Annotated in this window: 19 protein-coding genes; 7 read left to right on the forward strand and 12 right to left on the reverse strand. The window is 72.4% G+C overall.

All coding sequences use genetic code 11. From position 1 onward, the window contains the following. Nucleotides 1-6: 6 nt before the first annotated feature. From ACGFZN_RS02125 to ACGFZN_RS02155, 7 genes are all read right to left on the reverse strand, one after another. Nucleotides 7-1,755 carry a carbohydrate binding domain-containing protein gene (locus tag ACGFZN_RS02125; RefSeq protein WP_393856524.1) on the reverse strand — a complete coding sequence of 583 codons (1,749 nt, stop codon included), beginning with the start codon at nucleotides 1,753-1,755 and terminating at the stop codon, nucleotides 7-9. A gap of 225 nt (nucleotides 1,756-1,980) precedes the next feature. Continuing rightward, nucleotides 1,981-2,262, reverse strand: a complete 282-nt coding sequence (locus ACGFZN_RS02130; protein ID WP_330336199.1) for a hypothetical protein — start codon at nucleotides 2,260-2,262, stop codon at nucleotides 1,981-1,983. Nucleotides 2,263-2,364: 102 nt separating this feature from the next. After that, entirely contained in the window at nucleotides 2,365-3,045 is a 681-nt protein-coding gene (locus tag ACGFZN_RS02135; protein WP_393856525.1) for a maleylpyruvate isomerase N-terminal domain-containing protein, read from the reverse strand. Nucleotides 3,046-3,075: 30 nt separating this feature from the next. Then, on the reverse strand, nucleotides 3,076-3,891 hold the full coding sequence (locus tag ACGFZN_RS02140) for an ABC transporter permease (protein WP_393856526.1): 816 nt from the start codon (nucleotides 3,889-3,891) through the stop codon (nucleotides 3,076-3,078). 21 nt (nucleotides 3,892-3,912) lie between these two features. Continuing rightward, a complete protein-coding gene (locus tag ACGFZN_RS02145) occupies nucleotides 3,913-4,806 on the reverse strand; it encodes an ABC transporter permease (protein ID WP_393856527.1) in 894 nt (297 codons plus the stop codon). A 3-nt stretch (nucleotides 4,807-4,809) separates the two neighbouring features. Beyond that, nucleotides 4,810-6,006, reverse strand: a complete 1,197-nt coding sequence (locus ACGFZN_RS02150; RefSeq protein ID WP_393856528.1) for an ABC transporter substrate-binding protein — start codon at nucleotides 6,004-6,006, stop codon at nucleotides 4,810-4,812. 35 nt (nucleotides 6,007-6,041) lie between these two features. Next, entirely contained in the window at nucleotides 6,042-7,073 is a 1,032-nt protein-coding gene (locus ACGFZN_RS02155; protein ID WP_393856529.1) for an ABC transporter ATP-binding protein, read from the reverse strand. A 100-nt stretch (nucleotides 7,074-7,173) separates the two neighbouring features. Between ACGFZN_RS02155 and ACGFZN_RS02160 the strand changes: the two genes are divergently transcribed. The 3 genes from ACGFZN_RS02160 to ACGFZN_RS02170 all read left to right on the forward strand — a co-directional run bounded on the left by ACGFZN_RS02160 (nucleotide 7,174) and on the right by ACGFZN_RS02170 (nucleotide 9,853). Continuing rightward, nucleotides 7,174-7,932, forward strand: a complete 759-nt coding sequence (locus tag ACGFZN_RS02160; RefSeq protein WP_393856530.1) for a FadR/GntR family transcriptional regulator — start codon at nucleotides 7,174-7,176, stop codon at nucleotides 7,930-7,932. A gap of 38 nt (nucleotides 7,933-7,970) precedes the next feature. Continuing rightward, the gene (locus ACGFZN_RS02165; RefSeq protein WP_393856531.1) at nucleotides 7,971-8,732 is read left to right on the forward strand and encodes a cache domain-containing protein; all 762 of its coding nucleotides are present in this window, start codon (nucleotides 7,971-7,973) and stop codon (nucleotides 8,730-8,732) included. A gap of 146 nt (nucleotides 8,733-8,878) precedes the next feature. Continuing rightward, a complete protein-coding gene (locus ACGFZN_RS02170; protein ID WP_393856532.1) occupies nucleotides 8,879-9,853 on the forward strand; it encodes a DMT family transporter in 975 nt (324 codons plus the stop codon). 67 nt (nucleotides 9,854-9,920) lie between these two features. Here the strand turns inward: ACGFZN_RS02170 and ACGFZN_RS02175 are convergent, their stop codons facing one another. Then, nucleotides 9,921-10,517 (reverse strand): hypothetical protein, encoded by a 597-nt coding sequence (locus ACGFZN_RS02175; protein WP_393856533.1) that lies wholly within the window; start codon nucleotides 10,515-10,517, stop codon nucleotides 9,921-9,923. Between the two features lie 139 nt (nucleotides 10,518-10,656). Between ACGFZN_RS02175 and ACGFZN_RS02180 the strand changes: the two genes are divergently transcribed. Next, on the forward strand, nucleotides 10,657-11,181 hold the full coding sequence (locus ACGFZN_RS02180) for a hypothetical protein (RefSeq protein WP_393856534.1): 525 nt from the start codon (nucleotides 10,657-10,659) through the stop codon (nucleotides 11,179-11,181). A 27-nt stretch (nucleotides 11,182-11,208) separates the two neighbouring features. On the opposite strand, the gene ACGFZN_RS02185 is transcribed toward ACGFZN_RS02180, so the two are convergent. Both ACGFZN_RS02185 and ACGFZN_RS02190 read right to left on the reverse strand, forming a co-directional pair. After that, a complete protein-coding gene (locus ACGFZN_RS02185) occupies nucleotides 11,209-11,997 on the reverse strand; it encodes a thioesterase family protein (RefSeq protein ID WP_393856535.1) in 789 nt (262 codons plus the stop codon). Nucleotides 11,998-12,228: 231 nt separating this feature from the next. After that, nucleotides 12,229-12,879 carry an FMN-dependent NADH-azoreductase gene (locus ACGFZN_RS02190; RefSeq protein WP_393856536.1) on the reverse strand — a complete coding sequence of 217 codons (651 nt, stop codon included), beginning with the start codon at nucleotides 12,877-12,879 and terminating at the stop codon, nucleotides 12,229-12,231. A 98-nt stretch (nucleotides 12,880-12,977) separates the two neighbouring features. On the opposite strand from ACGFZN_RS02190, the gene ACGFZN_RS02195 reads away from it, so the two are divergent. Then, nucleotides 12,978-13,346: a winged helix-turn-helix transcriptional regulator gene (locus tag ACGFZN_RS02195; protein ID WP_393856537.1), complete on the forward strand. Its 369-nt coding sequence runs from the start codon at nucleotides 12,978-12,980 to the stop codon at nucleotides 13,344-13,346. Nucleotides 13,347-13,768: 422 nt separating this feature from the next. Next, complete coding sequence (locus ACGFZN_RS02200; protein WP_393856538.1) at nucleotides 13,769-13,894, forward strand: hypothetical protein; 126 nt, start codon at nucleotides 13,769-13,771, stop codon at nucleotides 13,892-13,894. Between the two features lie 67 nt (nucleotides 13,895-13,961). On the opposite strand, the gene ACGFZN_RS02205 is transcribed toward ACGFZN_RS02200, so the two are convergent. Next, nucleotides 13,962-15,440 (reverse strand): glutamate--cysteine ligase, encoded by a 1,479-nt coding sequence (locus ACGFZN_RS02205; RefSeq protein WP_393856539.1) that lies wholly within the window; start codon nucleotides 15,438-15,440, stop codon nucleotides 13,962-13,964. A gap of 161 nt (nucleotides 15,441-15,601) precedes the next feature. Beyond that, nucleotides 15,602-16,399, reverse strand: a complete 798-nt coding sequence (locus ACGFZN_RS02210; RefSeq protein WP_393856540.1) for an SAM-dependent methyltransferase — start codon at nucleotides 16,397-16,399, stop codon at nucleotides 15,602-15,604. 682 nt (nucleotides 16,400-17,081) lie between these two features. Between ACGFZN_RS02210 and ACGFZN_RS02215 the strand changes: the two genes are divergently transcribed. Beyond that, nucleotides 17,082-17,786 (forward strand): SDR family oxidoreductase, encoded by a 705-nt coding sequence (locus ACGFZN_RS02215; RefSeq protein ID WP_393856541.1) that lies wholly within the window; start codon nucleotides 17,082-17,084, stop codon nucleotides 17,784-17,786. The last annotated feature ends 183 nt before the right edge of the window (nucleotides 17,787-17,969 follow it).

Consider the following 17,969-nt stretch of genomic DNA (forward strand, 5'->3'; position numbering starts at 1 on the left):
GGTGGATCAGCTCAGGGTCAGGTCGTCGGCGTAGACGGCGCCCTGGCCGTACCAGCCGTGGACGTACACCGTGACCGTGCCCGAGGCGCCGGTGGTGAAGGGGACCGTCAGCTTCGACCACGACGAGGACGAGGTCCAGGTGCTGGCCGTCGCGCCTCCGCTCACGCCGAGATAGGAGTACGGCCCCTGCACCCAGCCGCTCAGGGTGTAGGACGTGTTCGGCTTCAGCGTGAGGGTCTGCGCGCACTGGCCGGTCTGCGAGGCGGAGGGCGCGGTCTTCAGCGCGTGGGAGCCGCCGTGGACGGGGGAGGAGACCACCGTGGCCCCGCTGTCACAGGTCCACCCGGTGAGCGATCCCGTCTCGAAGTCGCCGTTGGTGAGGGCGGGCGTGCCGCCGGTCCCCTTGACGGTCAGGGCGAGCGCGGCGCTGTGCCGGGCGGAGCCCGCCGTGCCGGTCACGGTGAGGGTGTAGGTGCCGGGTGCGGTGCCGGCGGCCGTCTTCACGGTGAGCGTGGAGGTGCCGCCCGCGGTCACCGAGGCCGGGCTGAGGGAGGCCGTGACCCCGCTCGGTGCGCCGGTCACCGTCAGGGCGACCGTCTGGGCGCTGCCTGAGGTCACCGAGGTCTTCACCGTCGCGGTCGCGCTGCCGCCGGGGTCGACCGAGGCGGTGGCGGGGGAGAGGGACACGGAGAAGTCGTTCGCGGGCGGGGTCGTCGTACCGCCGGTGAACGGCGCGAAGGTGTGGGTGAAGTACCAGGTGTCCTGGGCGATGCCGGAGCAGGTGTCGGAGGCGCTGCCGCCGGGGCAGCCGCCGTTGTCGCGCTGGAGGGCCCAGAAGGAGAGGGTGTTGATGCCCTTGGCGGCCGCCCAGTCGTACACGCTGGTGGCGTCGGCGGTGGTGAAGGTCTCCGCCGGGCCGTAGTCGTCCACGCCGGGCATCTCGGTGACGCCGATCGTGTTCCAGAGCTGACCGTCCGACAGGTTCGGGTACAGGGCGGCCAGTTGGTCGTGCAGGCCGCTCGCGGCGGTCTCGGTGTCGGTCGCCATGTGGTGGGTGGCGCCGTCGTAGTAGTCGAACGTCATGATGTTGACGACGTCGATCCTCGCGCCCGCGTTCTTCGCGCTGCGCAGCACGGCGAGACCGCTGTCGGCGAGCCCGGTCGTCGTGGTCGGCAGGGTGTAGGAGAACTGCACCGGGCGCCCGTTGGCGGCGGCCCAGTCCTCTACCTTCTTGATGGCCTGGTTACGGCGGTCGATGCCGGCGGTGTTCGTGAGGGAGTTGTCCTCGACGTCCATGTCGAGCCGGGAGACGTCGTAGGTGGTGATGATCTTCTCGTAGGCGGCGGCGATGGAGTCGACGTTCGTGCAGCTGTCGGCGATCTCGGTGCCGCCGTTGTCGGCCGCGTAGCCGCCGAGGGAGGGGATGACGTCGCCGCCGCGCGAGCGGATGGTGCCGAAGTCGGCGCCGAAGACGGAGGAGCTGACGGGGGTGCCGGTGTCGCCGTTCCAGTAGGGCGTGCACGAGCCCTTCTTGTCGGCCTGGAGGAAGGCCATGGTCAGGTACTTGGCGCCGGAGGCCTGGGAGAGCGCGGCGGGGCTGTCGCCGTTGTAGGCCTCGAAGTAGGGCGCGAAGACGTGCGCGGGCAGCGGGGTCGCCGCGTGCGCGGTGCCCCCTGCTCCTAGGGCGAGCCCGGCGGAGGCGGCCAGGGTGGCCATGCCCGCGAGCAGGGCGCGTACGGGTCTCGGACGTGTCATCGGATACTCCCGGGTTGCGAACGACGCAGGGCGGCCCGGCCGGGGCGATTGGTCTAGGCCATGATTGGTCTGGACCAAACGGGGGTCAAGGTGCGCGGGCAGCCTTTTGCCCGTTCATGGGGAGTCAAGCAGTCCGCAGATCAAGGGAGTTGAGGGCAGGGGCCGGAGCCGGCCCGGGGCGTGACCGGGCCGTCTCCCGGCGGGCCCTGCCCTCCGAGTGGCCGATCAGGTGGCGCGGGTGCCGCCTCCCCGGCGGATGCGGCCCAGCAGGTCCCGGTGGTAGGCGGCGAGCTGCCCGGCGGGCACGGGCGCGGGACTGCCGGCGAGGGTGTACCAGGTGTCGCCGCCGGTGTGCTGGATGGCGACGCGCACGCTGTGGCCGTCGGACAGCAGGATGGTGGCGACGGTCAGGTCGCCGGTGATGACGCCGACCTCGTCGGTCATCGCTCCGCCGGGACCGGCGGTGACGCGGTCGACGTAACTGTTGATGCTCGGTGGGGTGTGCATGGGGCGCAGGGTCGCAAAAACCCGGTCGGCGAGTCCCGCAGCGCGCAGGAGTCGCCCGTCCGTGTCCCCGTGTTGGGTGTGTCCCGGGCCGCCGGGAGCGGCTCAGCCGAACAGCGGGAAGCGGTCCGCCGCCGCGCCCAGCGCCCCGCGTTCGGCGTCGGTGAGCGGCGCCCTGCCGGTGCCCACGCGCGCGTAGTGCTCGTCGCTCCACTCCGCGAGCCCCGGCCGGCCGAGCAGACCGTCCAGGGTGGCCCGGACCGCGGCCAGCCCCTCGGGCGACGGGCCGGGGGCGTGCGGCAGCCGGACGGTCAGGTCCAGGTGGTGGACCGTCGCCTCCACCGCGAGGGTGGTCATCAGGTCCCCGGCCGTCAGCACGTGCCCCTGTGTGCCGACGTGCTGCGCGGGATCGGCCGTCTCCGCCGCGTGCGCGGCCGCCGCCACCGTCTCCAGGTACAGGCCCTGGAGCTGACGGAAGTCGAGGAACATGCTCCCGTTCACCCGCGCCCAGCGCCGGCCGTTCGCCGCCCCGGTGGTGTTCGGCTCCCAGTCCTGCCAGTACGTCACCGCGTCCCGGTCCACCGGCTTCGGCGAGGGCGTGTGCAGGGCCACCAGCGCGCGCTGGGCGTCGGTCACGCAGTGGAAGACGAGGTCGCGCACCGCCCAGCCGGTGCAGCCGGTCGGCAGCCACGACTCCTCGTCACCGAGAGCGGCGACGACCGCCGAGGCCGCCTCGTACGCCGCGCGCACCGCCCGCGCAGGACCTGCGGCATCCCCTGAGTTCACGCCTCCTCCTCTCCTCCGCCGTACAGGATGTCAGACCCGGCTCGAGCCGGCCGTGTCGGCGGACAGCCGCTGGGCGACGTAGATCGGGACCACCGACAGCAGGACCAGCACCGCCGCCACCACGTTCACGACCGGCGCCTGCTGGGGCCGTGTCATGTTGTCGAAGATCCAGATCGGGAGGGTCTCGATGCCGGGGCCCGCGGTGAACGTGGTGACCACGATCTCGTCGAAGGACAGGGCGAAGGCGAGCAGGCCGCCGGCCAGCAGCGCGGAGCGGACCAGCGGGAAGGTGACGTCCGCGAAGGCCCGGAAGGTGCTCGCGCCGAGGTCCATGGCCGCCTCCTCGTACGAGGCCGCCGTGCGGCGCAGCCGGGCCACCACGTTGTTGAAGACGATCACGATGCAGAACGTGGCATGGCCGACGATCACCGTGAACAGCCCGAGTCCCACGCCGAGCGGCTTCAGCACCGTGCCGAAGGCGGAGTTGAGGGCGATGCCGGTGACGATGCCGGGCAGTGCGATCGGCAGGACCACGACGAACGACACCGTGTCACGGCCGAAGAAGCGGTGCCGGGCCACGGCGAACGCGATGAGCGTGCCGAGGACCAGCGCGATCGCGGTCGCCCCCAGCCCCGCCTTCACCGAGACCCGCAGCGCCTGCCGGGCTCCCGCGTTGTGTGCGGCCACCGACCACCAGTGCCCGGTCAGCCCCGGCGGCGGCCAGCTCGCGCTGCGGTCGGGGTTGAGCGAGTTGACGAGGACCAGCAGCAGCGGGACGTAGATCACCGCGAAACCGAGCCCGGCGCCGATGCGCAGGGCGATGCGCGCGGTGCGGCTGAGATGCATGGCGCTGTTCTCCTCCAGGTCCTACAGGCTGTTCAGGGCGCCGGTGCGGCGGATCGCCAGCAGATACAGGACGATCACGACGACCGGCACGGTGCCCAGCGCGGCGGCCATGGGCAGGTTGAGCTCGATGTTGGAGTACACGAGATTGCCGATCAGCTGCGTCTTGCCGCCGACGATCTGCACGGTGATGTAGTCGCCGAGGCTCAGTGAGAACGTGAACACCGAGCCGGCTGCGACGGAGGGCAGCACCATCGGCAGGACGACCGAGCGGAACGTCCGCCCGGCCCGCGCCCCGAGATCGGCCGAGGCGTCGAGCAGGTTCGCCGGCAGCTGCTCCAGGGCCGTGTGGATCGGCAGGATCATGTACGGCAGCCACAGGTACGTCAGGGTGAGCACGGTGGCCGGCAGGCCGAAGCCGGGGCCCCTCAGCCCGAACGGCGCCAGCATCCAGTCGGCGAGGCCGCCCTCGGACAGGATCAGCCGCCAGGCGTACACCTTGACCAGGTAACTCGCCCACAGCGGAGTGAGGATGGCCACCACCAGCAGCGGGCGCCACTTCGGCCGGGCCACCCGTGCGGTGTAGAAGGCCACCGGGAAGGCGATCACCGCGCACAGCACGGTCACCGCGAGCGCCACCCCCACGCTGCGCAGGATCACCTGGCGGAAGACGGGCGTGGTGAACAGCTCGCGGAAGTTGTCCGTCGACCAGACCTTCACCACCTCGGAGGTGAAGGAGTTCGTGGTCCAGAACGCGGAGACGAACAGGACCGTCAGCGAGCCGAGGTAGAGCACGGCCAGCCAGAGCAGCGGGGCGGTGAGCAGCAGGGTCAGCCGCAGCCGGGGCCGGCGGTGCAGGCTTCCGGCGAGCCGCCGGACGGTTCCCCGGCCGGCGGCGGTCGTCGCAGGGGTGGTCACGGTTCAGCCCTTGATCTCGGTCCAGGCCTGCACCCACTTGGCGTACGGCACGCACTTCACGTCCTTGCGGCCGTCCAGGCACTGCTCGATGGGCGTGTTCCAGAAGGCGATCCGCTTCCAGTAGTTCTCGTCGGCCGCGTGGTAGACCGTGCAGAAGTTCTTGTCACTGGTCTGCGCGCACGCCTTGGAGTTGGCCGGCGCCTCGCCGAAGTACTCGGCGACCTGGGCGTTGACCTTGGGCGAGACGATCCAGTTCAGCCACTGGTAGGCGCAGTTGGGGTGCTTGGCCTTGCTGTACACCATCCAGGTGTCGGACCAGCCCGTCGAACCCTCCTTCGGCACCAGCGCCTTGACCTTGGCGCCCTCGGAGGCGGCGAGGTTCGCGATGACCTGCCAGGTGGTGCCGACCACCGAGTCCCCGCTCTTGAAGGCGGAGACCTCCTTCAGGTAGTCGCTCCAGTACTCGCCGACGTTTCCGTTCTGCTGCTTGAGCAGCGCCACCGCCGCGTCGAACTGCTTCTGGTCGAGCGCGTACGGGTCCTTGATATTCAACTCCGGCTTGGTGGCCTTGAGATAGAGGGCCGCGTCGGCGATGTAGATCGGCGAGTCGTACGCGGTGACGTGCCCCTTGTACCGCGCGGCGTCGTCGAAGACGGCGGACCAGGAGGTGGGCGCGGGCTTGACCTTCTCCGTGTTGTACATCAGCAGGTTGGCGCCCCGGCCGTGCGGGATGCCGTACATCTGCCCCTTCACGGAGTTCCAGGGGCCGTTCTTGAGCCCGGCGAAGACGTCCTTGTAGTTGGGCACCAGGGAGGTGTTGACGGGGGCCGCGTCGCCGGCGGCGATCAGGCGCAGGGAGGCGTCTCCGGAGGCGGAGACGGCGTCGTACTCGCCGGTCTTCATCAGCTTGACCATCTCGTCGGAGCTGGCGGCGACCTTGGAGTGGACCTGGCAGCCGGTCTGCTTCTCGAAGGGGTGGACCCAGTCGGTCTTGGGGTCGTTGGAGCCGTCCTCCACATAGCCGGCCCAGGCGATCAGATTGACCTGGCCCTCCGTCTTCCCCAGCTTCGTGGGGGCCTTGAGGTCGGGCGGGTTGAGCCCGGTGGCGGACGAACCGCCCGACCCGGAGGAGTCGCAGGCGGCGGCGAGCAGCAGCGCGGCGGCACAGGCGGCGGCGCGCAGGGTACGGGTGGGACGCACGGCGTTCTCCAGGGGAGGTAGGGGCGGGACAGAGGTCAGGAGGGCAGCCGGACGGCGTGCCGGCGGTGCCAGGTCAGGCGCACCCGGGTGCCGCGCAGCGCGGCGACGTCCTCGGAGGAGGTCTCCAGGTTCTGCTGCAGCGCGGTGAGCCGGCCGCCGCCGTCGAGGTCGACCAGGAAGCGCGTCGCGTCGCCCAGGTAGACGACTTCGGCGACCGTGCCGACGGCGCCGGCGTGCTCGGGCTCGTCCGCGTCGGCGGACTCCTTCAGGACGCGGATCTTCTCCGGCCGGATGTTGTAGGTGCCCGGGGTGCCGACGATCCGGTGGGCCGCCTCGCCGTCGAGCAGGTTGGAGGTGCCGACGAAGGAGGCGACGAAGGGTGTCGCGGGTCGCTCGTATATCTCGGCGGGCGTGCCGACCTGGGCGATGCGGCCCTGGTCGAAGACGGCGATGCGGTCGCTCATCGTCAGGGCCTCCTCCTGGTCGTGGGTGACGAAGACGAAGGTGATGCCCACCTCCCGCTGGATCGCCTTCAGCTCGACCTGCATCTGCTGGCGCAGTTTCAGGTCGAGGGCGCCGAGGGGCTCGTCCAGCAGCAGCACCCGGGGCCGGCCGACGAGCGCGCGGGCGAGGGCGACGCGCTGGCGCTGGCCGCCGGAGAGCTGGGCGGGGCGCCGCTGGCCGTAGCCCTCGAGGCGGACCTCGGCGAGGGCCTTGCGGGCGCGCACGAGCCGTTCGGCCTTCGGCACCTTGCGGACCTTCAGCCCGTAGGCGACGTTCTGCTCGACCGTCATGTGCGGGAACAGGGCGTAGTCCTGGAACACCGTGTGCACGTCCCGCTCGAACGGGGCGAGGCCGGTGACCTCCTGGCCGGCGAGTTCGATCCGGCCCTGGTCCGGTGTCTCGAACCCGGCGACCAGCCGGAGGACCGTCGTCTTGCCGGACCCGGACGGGCCGAGCATGGAGAAGAACTCCCCGTCCCGGATCTCCAGGTCGACTCCGGCCACGGCGGTCGTCTCACCGAAGGACTTCCGCAGGTCCTGCAGCCGGATCGCAATTCCCTGCATAGGGGAACCTTTCTGGCGCGCTGTGCGTTGAACGCTTGACGGTAAAAATATGAAGTCATAGTTCTAAGCTCAAGGGGCCCGCAGGGTAAAGCTTGAGTCAATGCGCGAGGTGGTGGCCGTGAGGCAGCACGAGATCGAGGGCGGCGCCCGCCGGGCCGTCTTCAGTCCGGTGGACAACCGGGCGCGCGTGGACGCGGTCGTCCGCCGCATCGGCGACGCCATCGAGCTGGGTCTCCTCGCCGACGGAGAGCAGCTGCCCGGCGAGACCGAGCTGGCCGGCCGGCTCGGCGTCTCCACCGTCACCCTGCGCGAGGCGCTCATGGCCCTGCGGCAGCAGGGCCTGGTGACCACCCGCCGGGGCCGCGGCGGGGGCAGCTTCGTCTCCCTGCCCGAAGTCCCCGCCGACGACCGGCTCAAGGCCCGGCTGCGCGGCTGGAGCACCGAGGAGCTGCGCGACCTCGGCGACCACTGGGCCGCCCTGTCCGGCGCCGCCGCGCGGCTCGCCGCCCAGCGCACCGAACCCGAGGACCTGCACCAACTGCGCAGGACGGCGGAGGAGTTGACGCGGGCCGAGGACGCGGCGGCGCGCAGCCGGCTGTACGGCCGCTTCCACGTGGAACTCGCGGCGGCCGCCCAGTCCGCCCGGCTCACCCGCGAACAGGTCGCCCTGCAGAGCGAGATCGGCGCCCTGCTGTGCCTGGTCCTGACCGACGACGCATATCGTGAAGAAGTTGCGGACCGTCACCGCTCCGTAATCTCCGCCGTGCAAGATGGGGCCCACGAAACGGCCGGCACGCTGGCCGAGCGGTGCGTCAGGGAGTCGACGGCGCGGCTCGTCGCCGTGCGGCTCACCCTCTGAACGCGCCGCGTCAGGTGCCCCGTCCGCTGGAGGACAGCATGGGCTTCAGCCCCGGGCCCGCCACCCTCGACCCGGACACGGAGACGTGGGTGGCCGCACAGGTCGGCGGCGCGCTGGAGGCCGTCTTCGAGACGGTCGCCGCGACCCGCGCCGAGACCGAGGCCCTGCTCGGCCGGGCGGCCGCCGAGGGCCGGCGGCCGGTCAGCGCCGACCTCGCCGCGCTCCGCCCCGGACTGCATGTGCACCTGGCCCGCGAGGAACTCGTCTCCGGCGTCGGCTTCGTCGCGGCCCCCGGTCTGTTGACGGACGTGCCCGTCTGGCTGGAGTGGTGGCAGTCCGGCGCCGACGGCGACGTGCGCCCGCTCCTCCTCGACCTCGATCCCGGCCAGTCGGCGTACTCCGACTACACGCACTGGGACTGGTTCGCGCTGCCGCGCGACACCGGGCGCCGGGCGGTGGCCGGACCGTACGTCGACTACCTCTGCTCCGACGAGTACAGCCTCACTCTCTCCGAACCCGTGCTGATCCAGGGCAGGTTCGCCGGCGTGGCCGCCGCCGACGTCTATCTGCGGCACTTCGAGACCGCCGTCCTGCCCCTCCTGCGGCGCCTGCCCCGCCCCGCCCGCCTCGTCAACGCCCGCGGCCGGGTCGCCGCCTCCGCCGACCCCGCGCACCTGGCCGGCTCCCTCACCAAGGGCCCGGACTTCGGCGAACTCCTCAGCACGGCCCGCCCCGGCACACACGAGGGCATGCGTCTGGTGCCGTGCCGGGGCGTGCCCCTGGTGCTGGTGCTCGCCTGATCCCGGGTTCTCGAAAGACTCGGTCCCGGTACGGCACGCCCTGCGAGGAGACGCTCGTCGCCGCGCCGGCGCCCGGCCTTCCGCCCCACCGTTGATCAGCGGTGGGTCGTCGCCCTAGGGTGCGAGGAACGTCGTACCGGGAGCCGATGACCATCAGCCAGCGCCTGACCCCTCGCGCCCGTGCCGCCCGCGCCCTCGGCCGGGGACTCGGCACCGTACCGGCCCCAGGACTCGTCCTCGGCGGGATCCTCGGCCTGCAGGGCGGCGCCGCGCTGTCGACCGGCCTCTACCCCGCGGTGGGGCCGGCCGGCGTGGTGACCCTGCGGCTGGCCGTCGCCGCGCTCGTCCTCGGCGCGCTGTGGCGGCCCCGGATCCGCGGTGACCGGAAGACCCTCGGGATCGCGGCGGCCGCCGGAACCCTGCTCGCCGTGCACCATCTGGCGTACTACGAGGCGGTCGCCCGGCTGCCGTTGGGCGCCGCCACCACCCTGGAGTTCCTCGGCCCCTTCGCCCTCGCCCTGTGCGGCTCGCGCCGCGCCCCCGACCTGGTGTGGGCGGGCCTCGCGGCCGCCGGCGTCCTCCTGCTCGGCGGCACCGGCACGGCCCTGGACACGGCCGGCGTCGTCTGCGCCCTCGGCGCGGGATGCTGCTGGGGCGGCTACATCCTGGCCGGCAGGCGACTGGCCGCACGCGGCCCCGGCGGCCGCGGCCTCGCGCTCGCCGTGATCTGGGCAGCGCTGCTCAGCCTGCCGTACGGCATCGCGCAGGCGGGCGCCCGCCTGCTGCACCCGGCCACCGTTGCCGTGGGCGCGACGGTCGCCGTGCTCTCCAGCGTCGTGCCGTACACCTGCCAGCTGGAGGCACTGCGCCGCCTCACCCCGCGCGTGTTCGGAGTGCTGACGAGCCTGGAGCCGGCGGTCGGGGCGCTGACGGGTCTGCTCTTCCTCGGCCAGCACCTCGCGGTGGCCCAGTGGGCCGGGGTCGCGGCGGTGGGGCTGGCCTCGGTGGGGGCGACGCGCGGGGAGTCCGCGGCCGGGGCGCGGGACGCCGGTGATCCTGCCGGGGCCCATCGGGAACGAGGGCCGAGCGGTCGGCTCGTATCAGGGCGGCGCTTGGACTAGCCGCCGCCGCCCGGGTGTTCGCCGTGCCCTGCCGTGCCACGGACCTGCCGGGGAACGCGCCGCCCGGTCACAGCATGCGCTCGGCGGTGGCCGCGCGTGCGCGCAGCGCCGCGGCTTCCCGGTGCGCTCCGCGCCGGTCCAGGATGCGCGCCCGGTACTCCATGGCGTAGGCGTCGCCCAGTTCCTCGGCGCGCAGGTACGCGTGCACGGCCCGCTCCTCGCGGCCGTCGGCCTCGAAGGCGACGCCCAGCGCGGTGATGGGGAACGCCTGCCGCTGGGCGAGAACGGAGGGGGCCCAGCGGTCCATCGTGGCCTCGTCGCCGCGCTCCAGAGCCTGTCTGACCAGGCCGAGCATGGCGTCGGGATCGCCGAGCGCCGCCGCCCGTTCCCAGATCACCTGGGCGCGGTTTGTGTCGCCCTCCAGGTCGTGCAGCGTGCCCAGATTGAACGCGGCCGCGACGTTCCCGGCTTCCCAGGCCCGGGTCCACCAGTGCAGCGCGCCGGCCCGGTCGTGCCGTTGGAAGAGGACGGCTCCCCACGCAGTCATGGCATCGACGTCACCGCGTTCGGCCGCCTCTTCCACCCGCGCCACCGGGCCCGGGCCGACCCGGCCGTCCGCGTCGGACGCCGGCAGCGCCCGCCGCCGGAACCAGCGACGTATCACGCACACTCCAGTCGAGACGGCCCGGGGCAGGGCTTGGAACACCGCGTCGGCGACGGGGGCCGAGGATGCCGAAGGCGCCACCGCGGGTCACGGGGGGACGCGGTCGCGCCGGACCGCAGTATGCCCTACCGTGACCGGCATGGACGCGTCGGGACGCAGCGGTCGGAGCTATCGGTACGTCGGTCCCGAGGAGTCGAAGGCCGCGATCCCGGCTGGAGGCGCCGGCGCCCGCATCCGTACCGCGGCGGAGTTCGCCGACTGGGCCGCGCGCAGATCCCGCGGGGAACTGGCCGAACCGTTCACCTTCGTCGTCCGCACGGACGGCGTCCTGCGACTGGCGCCGCGCCGGTCCGAACACGTCGCCTGCGCGGGCGGCGAGCCGGTGCTGAGCGCGGGAGAGATCAGCTTTCGCGAGGATGCCGGGCGCTGGGCGGTGCGGGAGGTGAGCAACCAGTCGACGGGATACTGCCCGGACACCGGCTCATGGCCCGCGGTGGCCGCCGCCCTCGACCGTGCCGGGCTCGGCCATCCCGGCCGCTTCACCCATGCCGTCGTCTTCCGCCGGTGTGTCACATGCGGGCAGCACAACATCGTCCGGGACGGCCATTTCGTCTGCGTGTTCTGCGACGCCGACCTGCCCGAGCGATGGAACGTCGACCTCTGAGCGGGCCTCGGCCACGCGCGGCGAAGGTCACCGGCCCGGCAACGGGCGCACCGTCAGGAGCTGTTCGGCCTGGCCGACCGGGCCGTGGACGTCGTGGAGCACGCTACTGGTGAGACCCTGCCCGGTGGGGCCGAAGACGACCGTGGTGTCCAGGCCCACCCAGCGGCCCTCCGGCTGCCGGTGGAGATGGATCGTGAGGTCGACGTTGGGGAACATCCACTCGGTCGGCGACCGGCGTACGGCGATGCCGTTGGCCGTGTCGACGAGGGCGACGTAGGAGGCGAGGGCGCTGCTCGGTTCGCCGGCGACTAGATCCAGGTCCGTGGAGATCCAGACCGCGGCCCGGCCCGGCTGGGAGGGGGTGACCCGGCGCACGTCGACGGACGCGCAGTGACCGCCCGGCCAGACGGCGCCCAGCGACTGACCGGCGAGCCCGTCCGGCGGCGCGAGGCGCGCGCCGGCGCCGCCGGCCACGGCGCCGGTGTCCACCGCGGTGAGCAGCCAGGCCCTGGCCCGTACCACCGGCCGGTCCGCGATGCGTACGACCGCTTCGAGCAACTCGATGGTGCGGCCGGGCCGGACCGAGTCCACGGTGATCTCGCACTCGTCCAGGGCGATCCGCCCGAGGATGTCGAAGCTGATCCTGGACAGCAGCAGTCCGCTCGGCGGGCGCTCGGCACGGTACTGGTCGATCGCGTGGACCACGAGTCCCCCGAGCGGGCTGAAGTGCATCTCGTCGGTGTCCCACGCGCCGCTCGCGTGCGCGGTGGGCTTGTAGCGGTGCCGGTCGATGCGCTCGAAGTAGCTGGCGGCCAACGGGTGCCTCTCCTCACGGTGTCCGGACGCGCGGGGTGACGCGCGGGTCGTTGTACGTTACATCCGCAGCGGGGGACGGGTCATGGGGGCTGGGTTTCGCCGGTAACACGCCGGTGCCGAGGCACACCGCCGCGGGTGCCCGCCGGCCGGCCTGGCCGGCGTCCGCAGACGTGCCGCCGCCCCGGGCGCCGCGCGGAGGCGGCGCCCGGGGCGGGACGGGTGCGGGCCGCCTCAGGCCGCGAGGCGCGCGGCGACCTGCTTGGCCTTCTCGGCGGCCTCCTCGAAGGCGCGGTCACGGGAGGCCTCGTACAGCGGGAGCAGCTCGGCCATCGCCGGGTTCTGCGGGGCCATGGTCAGCTCCGGGACGATGAAGTCGACGTCCAGGCCGAGGGCGTCGCCGAGCGCGGCCTTGAGGTAGTTCTGCACGTACTCGTACCCCTCGCGCGGGGTGCCCGGTCCGTACGCCCCGCCCCGGCTGGCGACGACGGTCACCGGGGTGCCCTTGGCGGACTGGGTGCCGCCCGCGGTGCGGCCCATGAGGATCACGTTGTCCAGCCAGGCCTTGAGGGTCGACGGGATCGAGAAGTTGTACATCGGGGCGCCGATCAGCACGGCGTCGGCCCGCTCCAGCTCCTCTATCAGCGTGACGCGCTCGGCGAAGGCCGCGGCCTGCTCCGGCGTGTGCGCGGCGGGGTCGGCGAAGCCGGCGGTGTGCGCGGCGGCCGTGATGTGCGGGACGGGCTGCGCCGCGAGATCGCGGTAGACGACCGTGCCCGCGGGGTGCTGCTCCTGCCAGTGCGTGCGGAAGGCCTCCGTCACGGCACGCGAGGCCGAGGCCTCGGCGGGGAACACGGACGAGTCGATGTGCAGCAGGGTTGCCATGGGGACTCCCAGGAGTGCTGAGGTTTTGTACTCGGCTATATCTAACACAGGTACTTACTTTTTTTCACCCCCCTACGTCGAGGTAGTACCCTGATCGCATGACGGCGGACGTGACCCACGACAGCGCGGCGTGCAAACGGGTGGACGACGGCATCACCCGTGTCTTCCAGCTGCTCGGCAAGCGCTGGAGCGGGCCGATCGTGGCCGTCCTGGTGGAGCAGCCCGCGCACTTCGCCGACCTGCGCCGGGCCGTTCCCGGCATCAGCGAGCGCATGCTGTCCGACCGGCTCGCGGAGCTCGGCGCGGCCGGACTCGTGCTCCGCGAGGTCGACGAGGGCCCGCCGCTGCGCGTGTCCTACCGGCTGACCGAGGCGGGGGCGGCCCTGGAGCCGGCACTGCGGGAACTGGCCGCATGGGCGAAGGCCCACCTTCCCGACGCGCCGCCGTGTCCCGGCGCGGAGCGCTGAGCGGCCGGCCGGGTCTGGGGGGACCGAGCCGCCAAGGACGGGGGGGGAGGACCGAGCCGTGAAGGACGGGACCGTGGACGTCACCGCGCAGTGGGTGCGCACCTCGTGGACCAAGCGGTCGCGCGGCGGTCCCGCCGCCGCCCGGCGGAACGCGGTGCCGGTCGGATTCCCGCTGCCGCAGGTGCCGTTGGAAGGGGCGCACGTCGTGTGGGCGGCCGAGCGGTACGGCTTCGAACCCCCGGGAGAGGCGGGCGGACCTGGGCGGCATCGGCGTGACCCTGCGGGAACGGGACGGCCGTCTGCGGGTGTTCGCCCACGCCGGGCCGCTCTCCGGGCTGCCGCCCCGGCGCCGCAGACCGCCCGCGGTGTGGCTCCGGCCGGGCCAGTGGGTGCGCTGACAGCTCAACTACCGTTTCAGCGGCATGTCCGGGACGGCGGACTGGTCGTACTGGCTGGACACGTTCAACATCGCCTACGGCCCGGTCGACCGGGCCGTCTTCCTGGGCCGGCCGACGGTGCTGATCGACGAGTGCGGCCCGGTGCGCTGACGCGCCGGTGTCCGTGCGCGCCGGCCTCCTGCTCGCGGACGGCGGCCAGAGTAGGCACCGGGCCTGGTCAGTCCACCGGCCACGTGTGGACCGGCGCGTTGAGGTGCATGTAGTCGATGTAGAGCTGCGTCATCTGCCGCAGGGACTCGTGGCGGCCGGCGTGCGTGGTGGCCTCCAGGCGGTGGAACATCTCCTTCTGCCACAGGGCGCCGTTGCGTGCCGCCACACAGCGCTGCTCGATGATGCCGAGCAGCGGCTCCCGCCACGCGTCGTCCATGCCGGAGTGCTCAAGTCCCCGGTGCGCGAGGGGCAGCAGCCTGCGCAGGACCAGTTCGGGCGCGGGTACCTCGCCCATCCCCGGCCAGTACAGCAGGGCGTCGATGCCGTGCCGGGCGGCGGTGTGCAGATTGTCCTCGGCGGCCGCGAACGACATCCGCGACCACACCGGCCGGTCCTCCTCCACCAGGGCGCGGGTCAGGCCGTAGTAGAACGCGCCGTTGGCGAGGGTGTCGGCGACGGTCGGGCCGGCGGGCAGCACCCGGTTCTCCACCCGGATGTGCGGCACGTCGTGCGAGACCGCGTACACCGGGCGGTTCCAGCGGTAGATCGTGCCGTTGTGCAGCGTCAGTTCGCCGAGTTCCGGGATGTCGCCGCGGTCCAGCGTCTCCCTCGGGTCCTGCTCGTCGCACAGCGGGAGCAGGGCGGGGAAATACCGCAGGTTCTCCTCGAACAGGTCGAAGACACTGGTGATCCACCGCTCGCCGAACCACACCCGGGGCCGTACGCCCTGCACCTTGATCTCCTCCGGGCGGGTGTCCGTGGCCTGTTCGAACAGCGGGATACGGGTCTCGTGCCACAGCTCCTTGCCGAACAGGAACGGCGCGTTGGCCGCCAGCGCCACCTGGATGCCGGCGATCGCCTGCGCCGCGTTCCAGTAGGGCGCGAACTCCTCCGGGGACACCTGGAGATGGAACTGGGTGCTGGTGCAGGCGGCCTCCGGGGTGATGGTGTCCGCGTAGGTGCGCAGCCGGTCCACGCCGTCCACCTCGATGCGCAGGTCCTCGCCGCGCGCCGCGAAGATCTGGTCGTTGAGGAGCTGGTACCGCGGGTTCTCCGACAGGCACTCCCCGCCGATGTCCTCCTGGCGCAGGGTGGGCAGGATACCGATCATGATCAGCCGGGTGCCGATCGACCTGGCCCGCTCGTCGGCGTGGTTGAGCGCGGCGCGGATCTCCGACTCCCACGCGTCGGGGCCGCCCGCCGTCAGCCGCCTGGGCGGCACGTTGATCTCCAGGTTGAACCGGCCCAGTTCCGTGGACCAGGTGGGGTCGGAGATGGCCTTCAGCGCCTCGGCGTTGCGCATCGCCGGCTCGGCGTCGTCGCCGACCAGGTTCAGCTCGATCTCCAGACCGACCTGCGGTCGTTCGGACTCGAACCGTGACTCGCGCAGCATCTGCGCCAGCGCCTCCAGGCACGCCTGCATCTTGATCCGGTACCGGCGGCGGTCCTCGCGGGTGAAGACGAGCGCCGGGACGTCACGTCCCATGGGCCCTCCACGCTGCCCCTCGTCGCAGCCCTCTCCCCCCAGCGTCGCACCAACCCGCGACCCCCACCAAGCGCGGCCCGCGGCCCCCACCAAGCGCGGCCCGCGGCCCCTCGGAGCGCCGGCGCAGACCCGCGTGCCGAGGCCTGCGCCGGTGAACCGCGTCAGGTCGTCTTGCGGCCCACTCCGCCGTAGAAGCCGATCTCCTCGGAACCCGCCGGGGGCGTGCTGTCCGGGCGCCAGAACGGAACCTGCACCAGTCCCGGCTCGACCAGGTCGAAGCCGTCGAAGAAACGTGCGACCTGGTCGCGGGAGCGCAGGTTCATGCTGGCCGACGCGTTGTCGTAGACGGCCTCGGCCTCACTGCGGTCGGCGAAGTCGCCCGTGGCGTGCGAGAGCACCAGGAAGCTGCCGGCCGGAAGAGCGTCGCGCAGGGTGGCCACGACGCGCTCGGGCTCGTCCGCGTCGCGGAGGAAGTGGAGAACAGCGACGAGGAACAGGGCGACCGGCCGGCCGAAATCGATGACCCGGCGCACCTCCGGGTGGTCGACGACGGACTGCGGCTCGCGCAGGTCCGCCAGCACGATGCTGGTCGTGCCGGCCCGGTTGAGCAGCGCGTCGCCGTGCGCCTTCACGATCGGGTCGTTGTCGACGTACGCCACGCGCACGTCCGGCGCCAGCTCCTGGGCGACCTCGTGCACGTTCGGGGAGGTGGGCAGGCCGGTACCGACGTCCAGGATCTGACGGACACCGCTGCCGACCACGTACCGGACGGCACGCTGGAGGAACGCGCGGTTGGCCCGTACGGAGATCCACACCTCGGGCGCCGCCGCGGCCAGTTGGTCGGCCGCCACCTGGTCCACCTCGTAGTTGTCCTTGCCGCCCAGGAGGTAGTCGTAGATCCGTGCGGGATGCGGTTTGCTAGTGTCGATGTGCACGGCCGGGCCGCCGTCCTGAGTCACGCTGAACTCCTCTCCACGACCGTCACGGCCTCTGTCCCGCAGACGGTTGGCCAAAGCTTCCCATATCAACTACCGGGTGTGCGTCACGAGTTCCGGGACCTGGCGAGGGTGACGAGGCCCGGGCGGGCGCGGGCGCTGCGGCACCGGAGCGGGCCGGTCACCACGGTGCCGCACACCCTCACCCGTGCGGCGGGGGCCACCCGAACGGCTCGTCCCGGCGCGTCCGGCGTCGTTCCGTCACCCGGCCGGACCGGCTCCGGTGGACTACGGGCCGTTCGCGTCGGATGGTCGGAACAAGATCGGTGAGTCGATTGCTTCGTCCGACCGGTCGCCGGGTCGTCCCTCCGTGTCCGTGACGAGGCGGGCCGACGCGCCGGGGGCGGGGAACGGTGAATCCATGCGCTCGGGTCGTTCCCCGCCCTTCCCGCCCGGAAGGGCCGGGCCCGGACTTTCCGGGCGGCCTGCCCAGGACCGATCCCCCTGCACCAGTCGGTGAGCGCCAGTCGGCGAGCACCTGCCGCGGACCGTCCCGCATCCGCATCCCGCGCCCGTATTCCCCGCGTGCTTGTGCGGACGCGTCGCCTCGCCCGCTCTCCCTCGCGCTTGCATCGTGAAACCGATCGGTTTACGGTACGGGGGAGTCGCTGGAAACCGATCGGTTTCCCCCTGTCTGGAGATGCCCATGACCTCGATCAAGAACACCGTCGCACTGGTCACCGGCGGCAGCCGCGGCCTCGGCAAGGCGCTGGTGGAGGAGTTGTACGCGCGTGGCGCCGCGAAGGTGTACGCCACGGCCCGCGACCCGCGCACCGTGACCCACCCCGACGCCGAGCCGCTCGCTCTGGAGGTCACCGACCCCGCCTCGGTGGCGGCCGCGGCCGCGCACGCCCAGGACGTCACCCTCGTGATCAACAACGCCGGTGTCTCCGTCGGCGCGCACGCGTTCCTGGAAGCCCCCCTCGCCGACGTGCGGCGCGAGTTCGAGGTCAACTTCTTCGGCCCGCTGCTGGTCACCCGCGCCTTCGCCCCCGTCCTGGAGCGCAACGGCGGCGGACACCTCCTCAACGTCCACTCCGTGCTCTCCTGGATCGGTGTCGCCGGTTCCTACAGCGCCACCAAGGCCGCGCTGTGGTCGCAGACCAACACCCTGCGCCTCGAACTGCGGCCACGCGGCATCGGCGTCACCGGACTGCACGTCGGCTACATCGACACCGAGATGGTCTCCCACATCGACGCCCCCAAGTCGGCCGCCCGGGACGTCGCCGCGCTGGCACTGGACGGGGTGGAAGCCGGGGCGCACGAGGTACTGGCGGACGACCTCACCCGCGACGTGAAGGCGCGGCTCTCGGGAGACCTGGCGGACCTGTACCCGGAGCTGGCCGGCTAGGGCGCCCGGCAGGCGAAACCCACCGGCCACAGCCGTCACGACCACCGGCGTTTCGGCCACCGCCGTCCCGCACGGAAGCGCTGCGCCACGGCGGCCGTGCGTTCGACGCGGCGGAACCGCGCGGCCCGGCTTCGTCCAAAAACGCATGCGTTCGAATCGCCCGCGTCCTCGTTGAGTGGGGCA

This window comes from Streptomyces sp. NPDC048192 (genome assembly GCF_043202415.1).
Taxonomy (GTDB): Bacteria; Actinomycetota; Actinomycetes; order Streptomycetales; family Streptomycetaceae; genus Streptomyces.